This is a genomic window from Mesorhizobium sp. WSM4842, from assembly GCF_055901575.1.
Window position 1 is genome coordinate 5,072,269 of the sequence record NZ_CM148372.1, and the last position, 19,882, is coordinate 5,092,150.

15 protein-coding genes are annotated in these 19,882 nt (G+C 61.5%); 7 read left to right on the forward strand and 8 right to left on the reverse strand.

Features of this window, described 5'->3' with window-relative positions; translation table 11 throughout:
- Positions 1 to 57: 57 nt before the first annotated feature.
- From AC0NIE_RS24740 to AC0NIE_RS24765, 6 genes are all read right to left on the reverse strand, one after another.
- The gene (locus AC0NIE_RS24740) at positions 58 to 2,670 is read right to left on the reverse strand and encodes a bifunctional diguanylate cyclase/phosphodiesterase (RefSeq protein ID WP_473487789.1); all 2,613 of its coding nucleotides are present in this window, start codon (positions 2,668 to 2,670) and stop codon (positions 58 to 60) included.
- A gap of 304 nt (positions 2,671 to 2,974) precedes the next feature.
- Complete coding sequence (locus AC0NIE_RS24745) at positions 2,975 to 3,271, reverse strand: hypothetical protein (protein ID WP_473487750.1); 297 nt, start codon at positions 3,269 to 3,271, stop codon at positions 2,975 to 2,977.
- A gap of 322 nt (positions 3,272 to 3,593) precedes the next feature.
- Positions 3,594 to 4,460 carry a class I SAM-dependent methyltransferase gene (locus AC0NIE_RS24750; RefSeq protein ID WP_473487751.1) on the reverse strand — a complete coding sequence of 289 codons (867 nt, stop codon included), beginning with the start codon at positions 4,458 to 4,460 and terminating at the stop codon, positions 3,594 to 3,596.
- Positions 4,461 to 4,699: 239 nt separating this feature from the next.
- Positions 4,700 to 8,509 (reverse strand): methionine synthase, encoded by a 3,810-nt coding sequence (metH, locus tag AC0NIE_RS24755; protein ID WP_473487752.1) that lies wholly within the window; start codon positions 8,507 to 8,509, stop codon positions 4,700 to 4,702.
- Positions 8,510 to 8,836: 327 nt separating this feature from the next.
- Positions 8,837 to 9,619 carry a hypothetical protein gene (locus AC0NIE_RS24760; RefSeq protein WP_473487753.1) on the reverse strand — a complete coding sequence of 261 codons (783 nt, stop codon included), beginning with the start codon at positions 9,617 to 9,619 and terminating at the stop codon, positions 8,837 to 8,839.
- Positions 9,620 to 9,676: 57 nt separating this feature from the next.
- Positions 9,677 to 10,564, reverse strand: a complete 888-nt coding sequence (locus tag AC0NIE_RS24765) for a DUF7847 domain-containing protein (protein ID WP_473487754.1) — start codon at positions 10,562 to 10,564, stop codon at positions 9,677 to 9,679.
- Positions 10,565 to 10,716: 152 nt separating this feature from the next.
- Here AC0NIE_RS24765 and AC0NIE_RS24770 point away from each other — a divergent pair, with 152 nt between their 5' ends.
- From AC0NIE_RS24770 to AC0NIE_RS24795, 6 genes are read left to right on the forward strand one after another with little or no spacing between them, the layout of a single operon-like run.
- Positions 10,717 to 11,343, forward strand: a complete 627-nt coding sequence (locus AC0NIE_RS24770) for a DUF4129 domain-containing protein (protein WP_473487755.1) — start codon at positions 10,717 to 10,719, stop codon at positions 11,341 to 11,343.
- Positions 11,340 to 12,632, forward strand: coding sequence for a DUF4350 domain-containing protein (locus AC0NIE_RS24775; protein WP_473487756.1), 1,293 nt, complete (start codon positions 11,340 to 11,342; stop codon positions 12,630 to 12,632). Before AC0NIE_RS24770 ends, AC0NIE_RS24775 begins: the two co-directional genes overlap by 4 nt.
- Positions 12,619 to 13,575 carry an AAA family ATPase gene (locus AC0NIE_RS24780; protein ID WP_473487757.1) on the forward strand — a complete coding sequence of 319 codons (957 nt, stop codon included), beginning with the start codon at positions 12,619 to 12,621 and terminating at the stop codon, positions 13,573 to 13,575. Before AC0NIE_RS24775 ends, AC0NIE_RS24780 begins: the two co-directional genes overlap by 14 nt.
- A complete protein-coding gene (locus AC0NIE_RS24785) occupies positions 13,572 to 14,882 on the forward strand; it encodes a DUF58 domain-containing protein (protein ID WP_473487758.1) in 1,311 nt (436 codons plus the stop codon). Before AC0NIE_RS24780 ends, AC0NIE_RS24785 begins: the two co-directional genes overlap by 4 nt.
- Entirely contained in the window at positions 14,879 to 15,910 is a 1,032-nt protein-coding gene (locus tag AC0NIE_RS24790) for a stage II sporulation protein M (RefSeq protein ID WP_473487759.1), read from the forward strand. Before AC0NIE_RS24785 ends, AC0NIE_RS24790 begins: the two co-directional genes overlap by 4 nt.
- Complete coding sequence (locus tag AC0NIE_RS24795; protein WP_473487760.1) at positions 15,897 to 16,793, forward strand: RDD family protein; 897 nt, start codon at positions 15,897 to 15,899, stop codon at positions 16,791 to 16,793. Before AC0NIE_RS24790 ends, AC0NIE_RS24795 begins: the two co-directional genes overlap by 14 nt.
- Before the next feature lie 291 nt (positions 16,794 to 17,084).
- On the opposite strand, the gene AC0NIE_RS24800 is transcribed toward AC0NIE_RS24795, so the two are convergent.
- On the reverse strand, positions 17,085 to 17,771 hold the full coding sequence (locus AC0NIE_RS24800; RefSeq protein ID WP_473487761.1) for a D-lyxose/D-mannose family sugar isomerase: 687 nt from the start codon (positions 17,769 to 17,771) through the stop codon (positions 17,085 to 17,087).
- Positions 17,772 to 17,921: 150 nt separating this feature from the next.
- On the opposite strand from AC0NIE_RS24800, the gene AC0NIE_RS24805 reads away from it, so the two are divergent.
- A complete protein-coding gene (locus tag AC0NIE_RS24805) occupies positions 17,922 to 18,980 on the forward strand; it encodes a D-TA family PLP-dependent enzyme (protein ID WP_473487762.1) in 1,059 nt (352 codons plus the stop codon).
- 95 nt (positions 18,981 to 19,075) lie between these two features.
- On the opposite strand, the gene AC0NIE_RS24810 is transcribed toward AC0NIE_RS24805, so the two are convergent.
- Positions 19,076 to 19,840, reverse strand: coding sequence for a heme ABC transporter permease (locus AC0NIE_RS24810; RefSeq protein ID WP_258117917.1), 765 nt, complete (start codon positions 19,838 to 19,840; stop codon positions 19,076 to 19,078).
- Positions 19,841 to 19,882 lie beyond the last annotated feature (42 nt).

Here is a 19,882-nt window from a genome sequence, read left to right on the forward strand (position 1 = left end):
ATCTCCAAATCCTAAGACTCAAGCGAAGCGCTACACTGTGACGTGAGGCGTATGCGCTTATACTCTACCCAACCGGAGCGGTTCATCCAAAATCCGTTCCGTGCGCAAACGCCGAGATCGAACAAAGGCCTTTAGTCCGTCGGAATCCAGCGCATGCCCGAAGGCATGGCCCTGCAGTATGTCGCAGCCCAAGCTCTTGAGTATCCGTGCGTGCTCCATCGTCTCGACACCTTCCGCTACGACCTCGATACCCAGGGACTTGCCGATTTCAATGATCGACGAGACGACCTGCCTTCGTTGCGGCGATTTGACAATTGGGATGACCAGTTGGCGATCTATCTTCAGCCGGCGAGGCTGCAGCTTGAGCAAGCTGACTATAGAGGCGTAGCCCGTACCAAAATCGTCTATTTCTACGTCAATACCGAGCTCTTTTATCTGCTCAAGGTTCCAGGTAACAAAATCATCATTTTCGTCAAGGAAAATTGATTCAACGAGCTCGAATGCAACTGCTCCCTTCTTGATATTTAGTTTCCTAAGACTCTTTATGAGTTCCTCATCCTGAAGGCGGCGTGCCGAAACGTTGACTGACACCCGCGGGATGTGAAGATTCGCAGCAGACCACCCATCGAGATCCAAAAGCGATTGCTCTAATATGTTTCGATCGATGATCGAGACGACATTCAATTCTTCCGCAATCCTTAGGAAGACGTCGGGCGCCAAAATCCCCTTCTCCGGATGTCTCCATCGCGCCAACGCCTCAACCCCAACAATTTCAAGCGTTTTTGCGTCAAATTGCGGCTGGTAGAAGGGAATGAACTCGTTGCGCTCAAGGCCGCCGAGAATTTCGTCGGCAATCCGTTTTGTGTCGACGATTTCGCTTTGCATCGGCTCGGTGAAGAATTCGTATCGATTGCGCCCACGCCTCTTTGCTCGGTAGAGCGCGATGTCAGCGTTAACCAGCAGGTGTTTGGCTTCGACATCTTTTCCGTTATCGACTGCAATTCCCACGCTCACGCCAAAACGGCATCGATGGCCCTGATAGTAGACCGGTTCTCGCATCTGGCTGATAACGCGGTCAGCGAGCAGCGCCAGTTGCTTGATATCGTCATGCACCACGCACAGGACGATGAATTCGTCTCCTCCGATCCGAGCGACGAATCCCTCACCATCGACTTTGGATCGGAGGACCGTTGACGCGTGAACAAGCATTGCGTCGCCTGCGGCGTGGCCAAGCGTATCGTTGATGTGCTTGAACCGATCCAGATCTATGTGAAGCAGTGCCGCATACCCGCCGGTGCGCCTGGCGTTTGCAGCGTAATCTTCCAGCACTTGGTCGAGGTAACGCCGGTTGGGCAAACCGGTCAGCGAATCGTGGAGCGCAATGTGCTCTATGCGCGCCTTGGCCGACTCGAGTTCTGCATTTTTCGACTCGGAGAGCTGTTTTGCGCGAACCAGGTCCTTGTTCAGCAGGACATCGGCTGTCACATCCCATTCGGCGCCAATCATTTTTGGGGTGTCGTTTGCGACCCGGTAAATTATCGCCTTGGATCGGACATGGCGAATCTCGCCATCCGGCCGAATAATCCGGTACTCCGACAAATATGGCCCGCCGCCGGCCATCGCGCTGTCGAAATCGGCGTGGGCGCCAGCCAGATCATCCGGGTGGATTGCTCCTGCCCAGTCCAGGTAACCGCGGCCCTCCCCAGTTGGTTTGCCGTATATTTCATTGACGCGGTCGTCCCACGTAAGTTCGTTGGTCGCGAGATCGTGTTCCCAAACGCCAATAGCCGACGCTTCCAGAGCGAGTTCCAGGCGTCTCGACAATCGACTCAGTTCCGCATAGTTGCGCTGTCTCTCGCCAATCAGGCGACCCGTAACCAGGAATGGGATCACAACCAACGCCCCGGCCACCGCCATGATTGCGCGCAAGAACCACGCGTTGTCGGGCGTCGAAGGCCAGCCGTTTTTAGGAATGGCTGCGATCCGCCACGAACCGGACGGGAGCAGAACGTCGGCTGTCACCGGATTGCTTTTGCCGACGCGCTCATTGCCGAAGAATTGATCTCCACTTGGACCGAGAGCGTCCTTACCGATCAGCGCTATGTCAATCCCGAGATCATCGTCAAGCAGGCCGCTCGCCTTATAAAGGCGCTGAACGTCGACAACGGCCGAAATGATGCCCCAGAACCTTTCGGTGTTGCCCGCACTTCGTACAAAAACCGGGATACGACCGACGAAGCCTTGCCCTCCCTGCCTCAAGTCGACGGGACCGGCAAGAATTAGCTCGCGCTCGTCTCGCGCCCTTAGCGCGGCCACACGCTGCCGCTCGTCCTTGCGGTAATCGAGGCCTATCGCCTTCTCGTTGCCCTCCATCGGGTACATCAGGGAAATGACCAGATCGGGCGCGCCGGCAATATTCTTCAATTGCGAGCCCCTGCCAAACAGGTTGCTCGCGAGCGAGGCGAAGCGTTGCTGTCCCATATAGGGCTCAGTCACGACCGTCGCGACCAGTCCCTGCACCAGTTGAAGGTTTCCGTTGATGTTACCTTCAAGCTTGGCGCGGATAAGATTGACCTTGGCCAGGACATCCGCACGGGCGGCTTGATCCGAGACGACTTTGTTCTGGTGGTCCGCGAACGCTGCGCCAACGGCAATAACTATCACCGCCATTGCCGCCGGGATATTTGCCGACGAGAAAACAGCCTTCTTAATACCGCCGAACCTAGCGCGGAAAAGAGCCAATAGCCGATTCCTCAGCTGCTATTCAGGTTCTCGGGCCAACCCCGACCAAGGAATATTAGCTATCAATATTTAATTTTGACCTTCACGAGTCCTAAAATCTTTGCACTTTCCAGCCGCCTGAGGTCGCCGGAGTGGATGACACGGACCTGCGGCTCCGGCTGACACCTTAGGCCGTGAACTCATAAAATGCGGCATGACCGAGATCGATGGGAAGCAGAATAAAGGGATTGGCTTAGCCCTTCACGCCCCATTTTAGTTGGCTGGCATCGACAACATCAGATCCCATATGCTCAATAAAAAAGCCTCGTATCCTCTGGCGATGCCGATCCCATCTGGGAGACATTCGCTCACTCTCGTTCTCATATTCAGCTAGAAAAACCCATTCCACGAATTGATCCGCTGTAACATCACCTGATTGAGGAATGAAATCGGTGACATGCATGAACTTGTCGCCGTGCATTCCTCCACAATAGCCATGACCAGCACAGACCGCGTGCATGAGCGAGTCGAATCTATTCTTTGCTTTCATGGAACATGCGCGATGATGAAGCGGGATGCCTACGCGCGCTTCGCCAACATATCCTTACTAGGCGTAGGTCCGCAATGGGTCGTTTTCCGACTGAGACTTTTATATCGCTGCGGATTCTGATTCAGGCTCAGCATGAGCCAATATCTACGTCCTAGAACTGCTTGCAGTCGCTGAAGGTGCATGGGTTGCCCTCGGGCGATCGACTCGACCGCCGCTGCGAGCAGGAAAAGCTCGGCGATCCCCACCGTCGAGGGATAACCGTGCTCACCTTTCCGGCATCAGATCGACGAGACGACAATGCAAAACGGGATCAATAGTAGGACTAGTGGCCCTCAATCGACTTGGGGGTAACCAGGTATGGTATCTTGCCGACGCTACGCTTCGTCGCACCAATGGAATAGGCCATTGGGATCTTGGGAGAGTTCTCTGGCAAGCCGTACATATCCTTGCCGGCCCTCACGGCAAAGGAAAAGTGCTGCCACGAAACCGTGTCATGCTCATTGAGAAAATCAAGCGTCAGCCCAGCTGAAATCAGCGCGTTCACCACGTCACTGACCGGATGAATCCACTCATAGTAGCGAGGATGTTTCAAGATGCGGTCATCACCGGTATAGGTGAGTTCCTCGTTCCATGCGAGTGGTCGAGCTATTGGCGTTCGCCAGTCATGCTTGAACTCCAGCGCCGCAGCCTTGCGGTCACACTGGAACATCAATGGATGGCCCTCGGCCAGATAGAGCCGGCCGCCGGGCCGCAGGAGATCTGCAACCACCCGCGCCCAGCGGAACACGTCGTCCAGCCAGTTTACCGAACCCCAGGTAACGTAAGCGATGTCAAAGGTCCGGCCAAGCGCTTCGACTGCCTCGAACAGTGGCGCCTCCACGAAGCGCACATCAGTGCCTGCCTTTGCAGCGAAATCCCGCGCCGCTGCGATCGCCGTCGGTGAAAAGTCGAGGCCGGTCACGCTGCCCGCGCCCAAATTCTTCAAGCTGATTGTGTCGAGCCCGATGTGGCATTGCAAATGGACGATATCCTTGCCGACAATGTCACCGACCTCGCGCGTTTCCAGCTCATAGAGATTGGATCCGCCAGCCAGTACATTTTCTATGTGGTAGCTGCCCGTCGTGTCGGTCGAATGCAGTTCGGCCCGATCATCCCAATTAAGGCGGTTCGCACCCAGAAACAGTTCCAAATTGCCCCCCCTGCCGAGACTAATATTTGGTAAACAGAACGTTAATATACTTTGCAGCTAATGTGGCGCGCGTCAATCCGAGGCGGGTCGGTGCACCACCGCTGCAGGCCAGTCTCACCACCGCCCTGGCCAAGGCGGACGTGCCAATCACGTCTCTGTGCAGAACGAGCGCGCAATCAGGACAAGGCTGCTGTCATGGAGGTGGCGGCTCCTCGCCCTGTCAGCCTCGCGACGCGATTTCACGCGGCTGCGTCAAGTCCCTGCGCCGGCACATAGTTGAGTATCGGCCCCAGCCAGCGCTCGACCTCGGCTAGCGGCATGGCCTTGCGGCGCGCGTAGTCCTCGACCTGGTCGCGTTCGACCTTGGCGACGCCGAAATAATAGCTTTCGGGATGCGACAGATAGATGCCGGACACGGAGGAGCCCGGCCACATCGCAAAACTTTCGGTCAGGCTGACGCCGGCATTGCGCTCGCCCTCGAGCAGGCGGAAAAGCGTCGCTTTCTCGGTGTGGTCGGGCTGCGCCGGATAGCCGGGCGCCGGGCGGATACCGCGATAGGGTTCGCCGATCAGCTCGTCCGGCGCCAGAGCCTCGTCCGGCGCATAGGCCCAGAACTCCTTGCGCACGCGTTCGTGCAGACGCTCGGCGAAGGCCTCGGCGAAACGGTCGGCCAGCGCCTTGACCATGATCGACGAGTAATCGTCGTTGGCCCGCTCGAAGCGCTCGGCGATCGCTGCTTCCTCGATGCCGGCGGTAACGATGAAGCCGCCGAGATAGTCGGCCCTGCCGCTGTCGGCAGGCGCGACGAAATCCGAGAGGGCGACATTCGCCTTGCCGTCGCGCTTGGTCAGCTGCTGGCGCAGCGTGAAGAAGGTCGCCAACTCCTGCGAGCGCTTATCGTCGGTGAAAAGCCTGATGTCGTCGCCGACGGTATTCGCCGGCCAGAAGCCGATGACCCCCTTCGGCGCGAACCATTTTTCCGCGATGATCTTGGCCAGCATCGCTTGGGCGTCCTCGAAGAGCTGGCGTGCCGCCGGCCCTTGCGCCTCGTCGTCGAGGATTTTCGGGTAGCGCCCCTTCAGCTCCCAGGTCTGGAAGAACGGCGTCCAGTCGATATAGCGCGCGAGCTCGGCCAGGTCCCAGGCTGCGAAAGTTTTCAAGCCGAGGAAGGACGGCTTTGGCGGCGCGTAGGCCGACCAATCGATCCTGTGGGCGTTGGCACGCGCCTTGGCGAGCGGCAAGCGCTGCTTGTCGGCTTCGCTGCGCGCATGCGCATCGGCGACCTTTTTGTACTCGGCACGAACATTGTCGACATAGCCGCCCCTGGTCTCGTTCGACAAAAGTGCCGACACCACGCCGACCGCGCGGCTGGCATCGGTGACGTAGACCGTCTGGCCCCTGGCATAGCGCGGATGGATTTTTACCGCCGTGTGCACGCGGCTGGTCGTCGCGCCGCCGATCAACAGCGGAATGTCAAAACCTTCGCGCTCCATCTCGGCGGCCATGTGCACCATCTCATCGAGCGAGGGCGTGATCAGGCCGGACAGGCCGATGATGTCGACCTTTAGCTCGCGCGCCGTCTGCAGGATCTTCGCCGCCGGCACCATGACGCCGAGGTCGATGATCTCGTAATTGTTGCAGGCGAGAACCACGCCGACGATGTTCTTGCCGATATCGTGCACATCGCCCTTCACCGTCGCCATCAGGATCTTTCCGGCGGTCTGGCGCTCGCCGGTGTCGACGCCATTGGCGGCGTTCGCCAGCTTCTCCGCCTCCATGTGCGGAAGCAGGCCGGCAACGGCCTGCTTCATGACGCGGGCCGATTTCACCACTTGCGGCAGGAACATTTTTCCTGCGCCGAACAGGTCGCCGACGACATTCATTCCTGCCATCAAAGGACCTTCGATGACATGCAGCGGGCGCTCAGCGGCACGTCGTGCTTCGTCCGTGTCCTGGTCGATGAATTCGGTGATGCCGTTGACCAGTGCGTGCGAAATGCGCTGCTCGACCGGCCAGTCGCGCCAGGCGAGATCGCGTTCCTGCGCCTCCTTGCCCGCCGTGCCCTTGAAACGTTCGGCGAGTTCCAGCATGCGTTCGGTCGCCGTGCCGCCGCCCTTCGGTTGACGGTTGTTGACGACATCCTCGCAGGCTTCGCGCAATTCCGGATCGATGGTGTCGTAGACGGCTAGCTGTCCGGCGTTGACGATGCCCATGTCCATGCCCGCCTGGATGGCATGGTAGAGGAACACGGCATGCATGGCCTCGCGCACCGGCTCATTGCCGCGGAACGAGAAGGAGAGGTTCGACACGCCGCCCGATATGTGGACATGGGGAAGCGTCGCGGTGATCTGCCTGGCGGCTTCGATGAAGTCGACGCCGTAATTGTTATGCTCGTCGATGCCGGTGGCGATGGCAAAGATGTTCGGATCGAAAACGATGTCCTCGGGCGGGAATCCGGCCTGCTCGGTCAGCAGGTTATAGGCGCGGGTGCAGATTTCGACCTTGCGCGCATGGGTGTCGGCCTGGCCGTCCTCATCGAAGGCCATGACGACCACCGCCGCGCCATACGCGCGGACGAGCTTCGCATGGTGCAGGAACGCTTCCTCGCCTTCCTTCATCGAAATGGAGTTCACCAGCGGCTTGCCCTGCACGCATTTCAGGCCGGCTTCGATGATCTCCCATTTGGAGCTGTCGATCATCACGGGAACGCGGGCGATATCCGGCTCGGCGGCGATCAGGTTGAGATATTCGACCATCGCCTTCTTCGAATCGATCAGGCCTTCGTCCATGTTGATGTCGATGATCTGCGCGCCGTTGGCGACCTGGTCGCGTGCGACGTCGAGCGCGGAGGCATAGTCGCCCGCCGTGATCAGCTTCCTGAATTTCGCCGAGCCGGTGACATTGGTCCGCTCGCCGACATTCACGAACCGAATCTCGTCGGTCAGCGTGAACGGCTCGAGCCCCGACAGGCGCATCTTCGGTTCGACGTCGGGAACAGCGCGCGGCGGATATGTCTTCACCGCCTGTGCGATGGCGCGGATGTGGTCCGGCGTCGAGCCGCAGCAGCCGCCGACGATGTTGACCAATCCGTCGCGCGCGAACTCCTCGATCTGCGCGGCCATGAATTCCGGGCTCTCGTCATAGCGGCCGAATTCATTGGGCAGGCCGGCATTCGGATAGGCGCAAACAAAGGTGTCGGCGACGCCTGATATTTCGTCCAGATGGGCGCGCATGGCTTTGGCGCCAAGCGCGCAATTGAGGCCTATCGTGAACGGGTTGGCGTGACGGACCGAATGCCAGAACGCCGTCGGCGTCTGGCCGGACAGCGTGCGGCCGGACAGGTCGGTGATCGTGCCGGAGATCATGACCGGCAGATGCACGTCCTTCTCGATGAAGATCTCGTTGCAAGCGAAGATCGCCGCCTTGGCATTCAGCGTATCGAAAATGGTCTCGATCAGGATGATGTCGGCGCCGCCGTCGATGAGACCGCGCAGCTGCTCGCCATAGGCAAGGCGCAATTCGTCGAACGTCACGGCGCGGTAGCCGGGATTGTTGACATCCGGCGAGATCGAGGCGGTGCGGTTGGTCGGCCCCAGCGCACCGGCGACGAAGCGACGTTTGCCGTCCTCCTGCTCAGCCCTCACCGCTGCCCTGCGCACCAGCCGTGCACCGTCGCGGTTCAGCGCGTAGACCGCATCCTCCATGCCGTAGTCCGTCTGGGCGATGGACGTCGAGGAGAACGTATTGGTTTCAAGGATATCCGCCCCGGCGATGGCGTATTGATAATGAATCTCCTCGATCGCCTTGGGCTGCGTCAGGATCAGCAGGTCGTTGTTGCCTTGCTGGTGGCAGGCGCAATCCGCGAATTTGTCGCCACGGAAGTGGTTCTCGTCGAAGCCCAGGCCCTGGATCTGCGTGCCCATGGCGCCGTCGAGGATGAGGATGCGCTCGCGCGCCGCCGCCGTCAGCGCCGCAAGGACTTCCGACCCGTCGGGCTTTGCCGCGACAGGACCGAACAGGTCGTCCAGCGGTGAAGGGTTTTGCGACACTTTCAATCCTCAAGGCGACAGTCGCGCTTAAGCGACATAAAGACATCTTTATGTCACTATACGAGATTTGTCTGCCGCTGTCACCCCTGCCGCCGGGAATGCTACCCGCCGGCGCTACAACGCCGGCTGCGCAGTCTTCGCCGATGCCGCCCTGAGCAGCATCCCGAACAGGTCGCGCGGCTCGTCGGGGTCATTTCCGACAGCAGCACCGGTAACCGTTGTGGACATCGGCGAGAGAGGGCGCGGCCATCGTCGATCAGGCGATCGCCGACATGACGGCGGGCAAGGTCTCCGACGCGGATGTCGCTTCGTTCATGATGTCTCGCGTCAGGAGAATATCTCCGCCAGTTCGTCGACGCTGGTGCCTTCCCTAACCTGCCGCAACTCGACATAGCTGACTGCGGTGGCGATCGACATCACCATAGACGTTACACTCGTCACCAATGCGTCCACCACCGCACCCACTATCCCCCCTCCAAACAGCGCGGTTGCAGTGCCTAGCGCCAACTCAATGGCGATCACGATAATGATCAGGATAATGAACAGGCCGAACAGCGCCCAGCGGCTTCCCTTGGTCAGATCGCGGCTGCGCGCCATCGAGCCGAACACGCCGAGCCGCTCTTGCACCAGTGCCGGTACCGCGACCGACCAACGGAGCGCCAACATGATGCCAGGCACAATCAGCAGCATCAAACCGAGGCCCACGCCTAAACCAACCAACAGGGCAATGGCGAACGTCGGCAGGAGGAAGGAGACTGCTTTCGCGATGCAGTCACCGAACGAAGGCTGCTTGCCGTTCAGGTCCTCGATGGTTGCGCGCACCAGTGACGCCTGAAGCAACAGCGACAGGATATACGAAGCAAGGCCGGCACCCATCGTGACGGCGGTATAGCCGAATACCAGGTTCTGCTCGCCGAAAGTGCTCGGGTCGAAGGGGACGGCCGGGTCCTGTCTCAACGCCCAAAGTTGAAAAACAAGAGTCGGCAAACCCGAAAACAATGCCGCAAGTCCTAAGCAAAGCACGGCGTTACGACCGATGACCGCAAAGCTGTCGTTGAAAACCCTGCCGATGCGAAACTTGTCCGGTCGTTCCAGTGTCGTTGAAACCATGAGGTACCCTGTCCAGTTCAGGCCGTTGCTGATGCGACGAAGGCGGCGACCTCCCCGCTATGAGAAAATCTCCGCCAGCTCGTCGATGCCAGTGCCTTCCTTGACCTGCCGGAGTTCGACATAGCTGACCGCGATGGCAACCGATATCAATGTAGACACCACTGTCGACACAACGGCGCTTCCAATCGCGCCGACAATCAGGCCAACCGTCGAGAGGCTGCCGGTAAGGGCGAAAGCCAATCCAAACACCAAAGCGAATGCCATTTGGATGGCAATCGCCGCCAAGAACAGAATCAGCAAAAGACCGAATAGTGACCAGCGGCTACCCTTCGTCAAAGCACGGCTACGCGACATCGAACCAAACACGCCAAGGCGCTCCTGGATCAGCACGGGCACGGAAACCGATACACCGAGGAGCAGCCTGATGCCTGGAACCGGCAACGCTATGAACGCTATGAACGCAATGAGGGCTCCAAAAACGGGCATAAGCATACCAGCCACGAACATCATCACCACCATCGCGAGGATCATGGTGAGGAAGACAACCAGGCCAATGCCGAGCGTCGGGAATATGCAACGCAAAGCGATCTGGATGCAGTCACCGATTGCCGGGCGCTTGCCGTTCAAGTCTTCTATCGTCGCCCTCACCAGTGACGATTGAAACAACAAAGCCAGCACAAAATATATCAAGCCAAAAGCCATCGATATTAACGAGTTGCCTAGAATCGCCGAGGGATCGGTAACCGCCATGCTTTCGGGATTGGCAAAATCGAGGTTGGCAAAATTTCTGTAATTCCAAAGGTTAAGCACCAGTGCCGGAAGGGCGGAAAAAAGAGCCGCCAGTCCGACCAACAGACCCGGATTGCGGCCGATGACCGCAAAAATATTGTTGAAAACCCTGCCGATGCGAAACTTGTCCGGCCGTTCCAATGTCGTTGAAACCATGATGCGTCCCCCGCTTAATCACCGCATATCGGCTGGTGATCCCCGCATTAAATGTGCCAACATTGGAGGTCGGCGTCTAGTCCACTTGCAATTGCCGTTGTGCATTGTCAGTGTCGGCTGGGGAACCACAGGTTGCAGGGGAGCGGTTGGCAGTGGCACAGCCAGGCACAGCGGAAGCCGAATGGCTGGCAAAAGCGCATGAGCAGCTGATCTCGGATAAGTCGATCCAGTTCGACCTGCCGGCTTATGTGCCGCCGCAGCCACCCGACTGGCTGAAGCCGCTGCTGGACCTGTTGTCGTCGCTCGGCCCCTACATGATCTATCTGTTCTGGGGGGCGGTGATATCAGGTGCCGCGATCATCCTGCTCCTGGTCTTTCTCGAGATGAAAGATATCGCCTGGCGCCTGCCGTGGCAGCGCGCGCGGCGCGAAACCGAGGCGGAGGAAGCATGGCGTCCCGACGCCGGCGCCGCGCAGATCCTGCTGTCGGAAGCCGACGCGCTTGCCGCGCGAGGCGACTACGACGAAGCTGTCCATCTCCTGCTTCGCCGCAGCGTCGCCGATATTGCCGGTCGGCTGCCGGACTTCCTGCGCCCATCGCTCACGGCGCGCGACATCGCCGCTGCTGCTTCGGTTCCCGCCAAGGCCCGCGCGGCGTTTACCGAGATCGCACGCATCGTCGAAGCCGCATTGTTCGCACGCCGGCCCGTCGGCGCCGAAGGCTGGCGGCAAGCACGCGGCGCCTATGAGCGTTTCGTCTTCCGGGATGCCTGGACATGAGCGCGACGACGGTCGAACCAGCGGCACAGGAACCGTTCAATCGAAGAACGCTATTCTGGGGCATTTTCGCCAGCCTGCTTGCGGCAGCGGGCTTCTTGCTGCTGTCCACCTATGCTCCCGACTTCCGGCAACCCGGCAATGGCGGCGCCACGCCGCTGTCGAAAAGCGGTGTCGGCTATGCCGGCCTGGCGGAATGGATGCGGCTGACCGGCAACCCGTCTTCCATGGCGCGGACCGAGGATGATCTCGGCACCGACATGTTGCTGATCGTCACCATTTCGCCCGAGAGCGATCCCGCGGCGCTCGACCACATCCTCGAACTTCGGCAGGACCTGGATACCCTTTTCGTGCTGCCCAAATGGCAGACATTGCCGCTGGAGGAGCACGAAGGATGGAAGATGAAATTCGGGCGATTGCCCGATGCGGTGGTGAACCAATGGCTCGGCCGGATCGCCAACGCAAAGATCGGCGTCGGCCAAAGTACGGTGCAGCAACTCGACATCGAGGGCCGGCTTGTTGCCGCCCCCGATGAATTCCAGTGGGTGGCGGACGAGCATCCAATCATAGCAGCCGGCAACGACAAGGCTGTGCTCACCGAAGTGGACGACAAGCCTTTTTACATCCTGACCGACCCCGACCTGATCAACAACGCCGCGCTTGGGGACTCCAACAAAGCGGCAGCCGCGCTCGCTCTGATCAGCCGGCTTCAATCCGGAATCAGTCCGTCCCGGTCCAATTTCAAACTGCCCGACCCTGACCAACTCGGCGACGCCGCATCCGAAAATCCAGATAAGAGAGGCCGCGCACAGCCGGTCATGTTCGATCTCACGCTGCATGGCGCGGGGCGAAAATATGATCTTGCCAAGCTGTTGGTCGAACCGCCGTTTCTGGCGCTGACACTGACGATCCTGGCTGCGGCGGCGCTGGCTTTCCTGCACGGCCTCGGCCGTTTCGGCCCACCGCGCGCCGAATTGCGCGCCATTGCCTTTGGCAAGCGCGCGCTGGTGGATACGACGGCGATGCTGCTGCGGCGCGCCGGGCGGCTCGAGGAACTGGGAGGCCGCTATGCGGCCTTGATGCGGGTGCGCGCCGGCGCACTGCTGGGAGCGCCGCAGGGGCTGCAAGGCAAAGCGCTCGACCACTGGCTCGATTCTCGCGATAAGGACGAGGTCGACGGATTCACCGCGCGTGCTCAAGCCGCCGGCGAGGCGAAAAATCTGACGCAAATGCACGAGGCAGCGGAACAGCTGCACGATTGGACGGCAAGGAGGCTCGGTGAACGTCGATGACGTGAAGGCCCTGGCGACACGGATCAGGGAAGAAGTGGCCAAGGCGATCACCGGGCAGCACGACACTGTCGACCTGATGCTGATCGCCTTGTTCGCCGGCGGGCATATCCTGCTGGAAGGCCCTCCGGGCACGGCCAAGACAATGACCGCGCGCTGCTTCGCCCAGGCTCTGGGTGTCGCCTACGGGCGCATCCAGTTCACGCCGGACCTGATGCCTGGCGATATCGTCGGATCGAACATCTATAATTTCCAGACCGGACAGTTCACGCTGACGCGCGGTCCGATCTTCTGCGATCTTCTGCTTGCCGACGAGATCAACCGCACGCCGCCCAAGACGCAGGCAGCGCTCCTGGAGGCTATGCAGGAGCATGCGGTCACCTTCGACGGCACCACGCATTCGCTGGGCCGCAACTTCATGGTGGTCGCGACCCAGAACCCGATCGAGCACCAGGGCGTCTATCCCCTGCCCGAGGCACAGCTCGACCGCTTCCTGTTCAAACACCGGGTCAGCTATCCCGGCCCCGAGGAGGAACGGGCCATCATCATCCACCATGGCGGCGGCGCCGCCTCGCACGACATCGCGCAATACGGCATCAAGGCCCAGGCGGACCGCAAGACACTGGAGAAGGCGCTCGAAACCGTCGGCTCCGTCACCCTTGTCGACGACGTCGTCGGCTACATCGCGGCGCTGGTGCGCGCCACACGCGACACCGCCGATTTGGAGGTCGGTGCCAGTCCACGCGCGGGCGCCATGCTGGCCAGGGCGGCACGGGCGCGGGCGGCGCTGGACGGGCGCGCCTATGTGATCCCCGACGACGTCAAGGCGCTGGCGGTGCCGGCGCTGCGCCATCGCGTCATCCTGTCCCCGGCCGCGCAGATCGATGGTCGGCTGGTCGAGCAGATCGTCTCCGACCTGGTCGATGAGACGGAAGCGCCGCGTTGATCTATCCGAGCGGCCGAGCGGTTTGGACGGCTGCAGCCGGCGCGGTGCCGGCGTTCCTGGTCGCGCTGGCGCTGCCGTCGCTCTGGTATCTCGGATTGCTGTGGATCTGCCTGCTGCTCGCCTTCCTGGCGGTAGACGCCGCGGCGGGGCGCGGGCGGACATCGCTGGCCGCCAGCGTCCACGCGCCGCCGCAGGTCGGCGTCGGCGGGCAGTTCACCGTCCACGTCGCGGCCCGTTTTTCAGGCCGGACGCGGAGCCTGGAGGCGCGCGTCGGCCATGATGTCCGCCTGGCGCCGATGGGCGGAACCGGCGGAGCCCTGGCCCCCACCAGCGACGGCGGATCGCTCGACCTGCGGTTCCAGGCGCTGCGGCGCGGCATCGCCAGCTTCGATCGTCTGTGGGTGCGCTGGCGCGGGCCGTTCGGACTGGTCTGGAACCAAGTCGTCCTGCCGATGGAAAGCAAGGTGGCAGTGTTGCCCGACGTCCGCAGCGCCCGCGACCAGGCGATCACGCTGCTGCAGCGTGACGCCCTGCCCGACGGGCACGCCCAGCGCCGGGCCGGCCAGGGCCGGGAGTTCGAGGCGCTCAAGGATTATCAGCCCGGCATGGGCCGGCGGATGATCGACTGGAAGCGCAGCGCCCGCCACGGCAGGCTGCTGGCGCGCGAATTCCGAATCGAGGAGAACAACAATATCGTGCTGGCGATCGACAGCGGACGCCTGATGTGCGAGCCGGTCGACGGTGTGCCGAAGGTGGACCGGGCGGTGGCGGCCGCCTTGCTGTCGGCATTCGTTGCGCTCAAGGGCGGCGACATGGTCAGCCTGTTCGGCTTCGATGCGCGGCCGCGCGTCACGAGCGGCGCGGTGCGCGGCTCGGCCAGCTTCGCGATGATCCAGAAGCGGGCTGCGGAGATCGACTATTCCAACGAGGAGACCAATTTCACCCTGGCGCTGACCACGCTTGCGGCGCGGCTCGACCGGCGCTCGCTGGTGATCGTCTTCACCGACTTCGTCGATCCGATCAGCGCGGAATTGATGCTGCGCACCGTCGGCCGGCTCACCGAGCGGCATCTGGTGCTGTTCATGATGATGAGGGATGTCGAGCTGGAGAGCTTGACCGATATGCCGCCTTTGTCCGGCGAGGATGTGGCCCGCGCCGTCGTCGCCGGCGGGCTTTTGCGCGAAAGGCAGGTCGTTATCGGCAGGTTGCGGCTGCTTGGTGCGCATGTGATCGAAGCCGATCATCAAAGGCTGGGGCCGGCGTTGGTCGAGCGCTACCTGCAGTTCAAGCGGGAGGATCTGTTGTGAGCGCGCTAGTATCCGGCGATGCTGGACGCGGCGATGCCGTACGCCAGTCGCTGGCCAGCTTCCGTCGGGAGCGCGAGGCCGACTGGAAGGCGTTCGAGGGGCTTCTCGCCCGCGTCGAGAAACGCGCGCCGCGGGCGCTGTCGGAAGAAGAACTGCTGTCGCTGCCGCTGCTCTACCGTTCGGCATTGTCTTCCCTTTCGGTGGCGAGAGCGACATCCCTCGACAGCGCGCTGATCGCTTATCTCGAATCCCTGTCGTTGCGAGGTTACTTCTATCTCTACGGGGCACGTCGCGGACTACGGCAGCGTGTTGGCGATTTCTTCCTGCGCGACTGGCCCGGCGCCATCCGCGACTTGTGGCGCGAGACGCTGGTGTCGGTGGCGCTGATGTTTGTCGGCATCGGCGTCGGCGCCTGGCTGGTAGCGTCCGACAAAGGCTGGTTCGACGCGATCATCCCGTCGGGCCTGGCGGCCGGCCGTGGCCCCGACGCTTCGGCCGAGCTGCTGCGCAGGATGCTTTATGATGGCGACAACGGCTTTCTCTCAGGCTTTGCCGCTTATCTTTTCACCCACAACGTCCAGGTTGCAATCCTGGCCTTCGCCCTTGGATTTGCCTTCGCCGCGCCGACGGTGCTGCTGATGCTGTTCAACGGCTGCATGCTGGGTGCGCTGTTCCAAGTCTATTGGGCAAAGGGGCTTGGCATGGAACTTGGCGGCTGGCTGGCCATTCACGGCACCACCGAATTGTTCGCCATCGCGCTGGCCGGCGCTGCCGGCATGCGTATCGGCACGCGCATCGCCTTTCCCGGCGAATTGACCCGTATGACGGCAGCCGCCCATGCCGGACGCGTCGCGGCGACCGCGATGGTCGGCGTTTCGGTCATGCTGCTGTTTGCCGGACTGCTCGAGGGCATCGGCAGGCAGACGATCACCAGCGATGTCACGCGCTATGCCATCGGCGGCGGCATGCTCGCACTGTGGATCGGCTATTTCTACCTGTTCCAGGTGGTGCGGAATGGCGACCGTTAGACACTCCGCGCTGGCGACAATACGCTCGCTGATCACGCCTGAAGGTGTCGATCTCCAGGTAAAGCTGGCCGATGCCGGCACACGGGCTGCCGCTTTCCTGCTCGATGTCGTGTTTATCGCCACGGCCGCAGTCGCGGTCACGATTGGCGCGCTGTTCGGGGTGAGAGGCCTTGGCACCGATGAAATGCAGCCGCTTTTCATCGTCTGGATCATCGCGATCTTTTTTCTGCGCAACGTCTATTTCATCGCCTTCGAGGCGGGCCGGCGCGCGTCGACGCCCGGCAAGCGGATCGTCGGCATCAGGGTCGCGTCACGCAACGGAGCCGGCCTATCGGTCGATCAGGTCATCGCCCGCAATCTGATGCGCGAGATTGAAGTCTTTCTGCCGCTGTCGATTATTGCCGGACGGGGCGGGATGGGCATCGCCGATACGCTGACGACGGTCTTCGGACTGGTGTGGACGCTGCTGTTCGCTTTGTTCCCGCTTTTCAATGGCGACCGGTTGCGGATTGGCGACCTCCTGGCGGGAACCTGGGTCGTCGAGGCGCCGAAGCGCACGCTGATGGAAGATCTGTCGGCAAGGCAGGATCCGGTCGCCAAGACTTTTCAGTTCAGCCACGCGCAGCTCGATGCCTATGGCATCGCCGAACTGCACAAGCTGGAGGAAGTGCTGCGCCGCGACGACTACTTCGCGCTGCGGGCGGTGGCTGAAACGATCGGACGCAAGATCGGTTCAACGCCGCAGGCGCATGACGCCCGCCCGTTCCTGACGGCGTATTACGGGGATCTCAGGGCGCATCTCGAACGCAAGCTTCTTCTCGGCACCCGCAAGGCCGACAAGCACGCGCGCGGTAGCAACGCTGGACCAACGAGGCTGCCATGAACACATCTCTATCCGAGCTTGAACTTCAAGAGATGGAAACCCGAGCTGCCGCGGCCCAACCTGGCCCGTGGAAATCATGGGTCGAGGGCCGGGACTTTCTTGGCGGCTCAAGTTTCATCCAGACCGGCCAAGGGGCGGACCGCGGCGAGGACATCGAAATGACCGGCGCGATGCTCGCGGACCAGGATTTCATGGCCGCCGCGCGTCAGGATGTTCCTCGCCTGATCGCCGAAATGCGCAGACTCCGCGCGCTCCTCAATCGAGCAAATTAGAAGGCAGCAAGGCTGCCTCCTAACCCACCCACTTCTCGTAGTCCGACACGAGCAGGTGCAGCGGCGCGACGTCCTCGTCGATGTCCGCGAAGCGGCCGATCGGCTCGCGGAAGACATTGTCGGTGAGATCGTCATTGACCGTCGAAACCTCGCCGATCAGCACATCCTTGCCTTCGGCCCAGAAAGCATGCCAGACGCCCGGCAGCAATGTGACGCTCTCGCCTGGGTCGAGCTTCAGCAGCCCGCCCGCCGGCAGCCTGTGAATGGTGCCGTCGACAGGCACCGATACCTCGGCCTTCGGATCGATGCCGCCATCGCGATCGTGCATGAACAGTTCCAGCACCAGCTTGCCGCCACCACGGTTGATGATGTCCTCGGCCTTGATGTTGTGGCGATGCATTGGCGACAGCTGATCCTTGCGCGAGATCATGATCTTTTCGGCATAGAGCATGCCCATGCCCTTCTTCATGTCCTCGAAGCGACCGTTGCGAACGGTGAACAGGAAGAGGCCGAGCTCGTTGAACTTGCCCTGGCCATAGTCGGTGATGTCCCAGCCGAGCCGGGAGGAGAAGATGGCCGACGAATCCTGCCGACGCGCCTTCATCTGTTCCGGGGTCCAATAGGCGAAGGGCGGCATGATGTAGCCGAACGAACGGATGAAGGCATCGGCGTCGCGGATGATGTCGTTGATTGCGGAGCGTTTCATGGTCGTGGTTCCTTCCAGTCGGCCTAGGCGATCTCCAAACCGAATAGCCGAACGCCGGTGCGGTGTCGACGTAAACTGCATGAGCTGGCCTCATGACATCCGGTTCGATCAAGGTCATAACGGCAACCAGTTTCCTGATGGTGGCATTCCATGCTGAGCATAGGCGATCTCGATACGCCGGCGATCCTGATCGATGTCGACCGCGCCGAAGCCAACATCGCGCGGGCGCAGGCCCACGCCGACCGCCAAGGGCTGAAGCTCAGGCCGCACATCAAGACCCATAAACTGCCTTACTGGGCAAAGAAGCAGATCGCCGCGGGTGCGGTCGGCATCACCTGCCAGAAGATCGGTGAAGCCGAGGTGATGGCCGATGCCGGGCTCACCGACATTTTTCTGCCTTACAACATTCTGGGCAGGGCCAAGCTGGGGCGCCTCAAGGCGCTGCACGGCCGTGTGACGCTGTCGGTTACATCAGACAGCATGGAAACGCTTAACGGGCTCGACGCCACCTTCACCGATCGAGGCCAGCCGCTACAGGTACTGGTGGAATGCGACACCGGCAAGGGCCGCTGCGGCGTCCAGTCGGCCAGCGAGGCGGTCGCATTGGCCAGAGAGATCGACAAGGCCAAGGGACTCGCCTTCGGCGGGCTGATGACCTATCCGGCAGCAGGCCGCGCTGCCGAGGCCGAGGCGTGGCTCGCCGATGCGCGCAACGCGCTCGCCGCGTCCGGCCTCGCCTGCCAACGCATCTCCAGCGGCGGCACGCCGGATATGTGGCGCTCGAGCGAGGCTTCCGTTATCACCGAGTACCGCCCCGGCACCTATATCTATCTCGACCGCTACCAGGTCGCCAAGGGCGTCGGAAGCCTCGACGATTGCGCGCTGACGGTGCTGTCGACGGTGGTCAGCCATCCGACGCCGACACGGGCCATCCTCGATGCCGGCAGCAAGGCCTTGTCCAGCGACACGCTGGGGCTGCCCGATTTCGGCGAATTGCTGGGCGTTCCGGGCGCCACCGTCACCGGCCTCAGCGAGGAACACGGCAACGTCACGCTTTCCGGCGACGCCCGGCTGCGTATCGGCGAGCGCGTGCGCGTCGTGCCCGACCATTGCTGCGTCGTCACCAATCTGTTCGACGAGGTGCATCTGATCGCTGCAGAACGGGTGCTGGAGACGCTGCCGGTGGCGGCGCGCGGCCGCATGGGGTGAGAAGCGGTCTGCGGAGCGGCCGGAAAGCCAATTGCTTGGCTTTTCGAGCTTCGAACCCCCTGAGCCTGCGAAGGGCCGGGCAAATCTGAAATTAGTCAGGCTGATTGCCGTTCTGCCTGCCTCGCCGCAACACGGCGCATGGAAATGACCCGGCGACGTCGGATTTCCGTGCGCATCGCCATCAGATGCAGCGCGAAAAATAGCAAGGTAAAGCCCAGAGCCATTACCAGCAACGGCCGCAACAAGCTGGGATCGATGGTCGGCCCGCCGAGCCGGAACACCGAAGCCGGCTGATGCAGCGTGTTCCACCAGTCGACCGAGAATTTGATGATCGGGATGTTGATGAAGCCGACCAAGGTGATGATTGCGGCGGCCCAGGCGGCGCGCGCCGCATCGTCGAGTGCCCGCGTCAGCGCGATGATGCCGAGATACATCAGAAACAGCACGAACACCGACGTCAGCCGCGCGTCCCACACCCACCAGGTGCCCCACATCGGCTTGCCCCAGATCGAACCGGTGATCAGCGCGAGCGCTGTAAAGACGGCGCCGATGGGTGCCGCCGATTTCAGCGCGACGTCGGCCAGCGGATGGCGCCATACCAGCGTGCCCAACGCGAAAACCGCCATCAGCGTGAAACACATCATGGCCAGCCAGGCGAAGGGCACATGGATATACATGATGCGCACGGTGATGCCTTGCTGGAAATCCTCCGGCGCAGTGAAGCTCATATAGAGCCCGGCGGCCAGGATGAGTGTGGCGATGGTCGCAAGCCACGGCACCACCTTGTCGGCCAAACCGACAAACCGCGTCGGGTTGGCGAAATCCATCCAGCCGCTGAGGCGTGAAGTCAGGTCACTCATGCGGCTTTACATAAACCGGCGATGGGTTTGGGGCAATCGAGT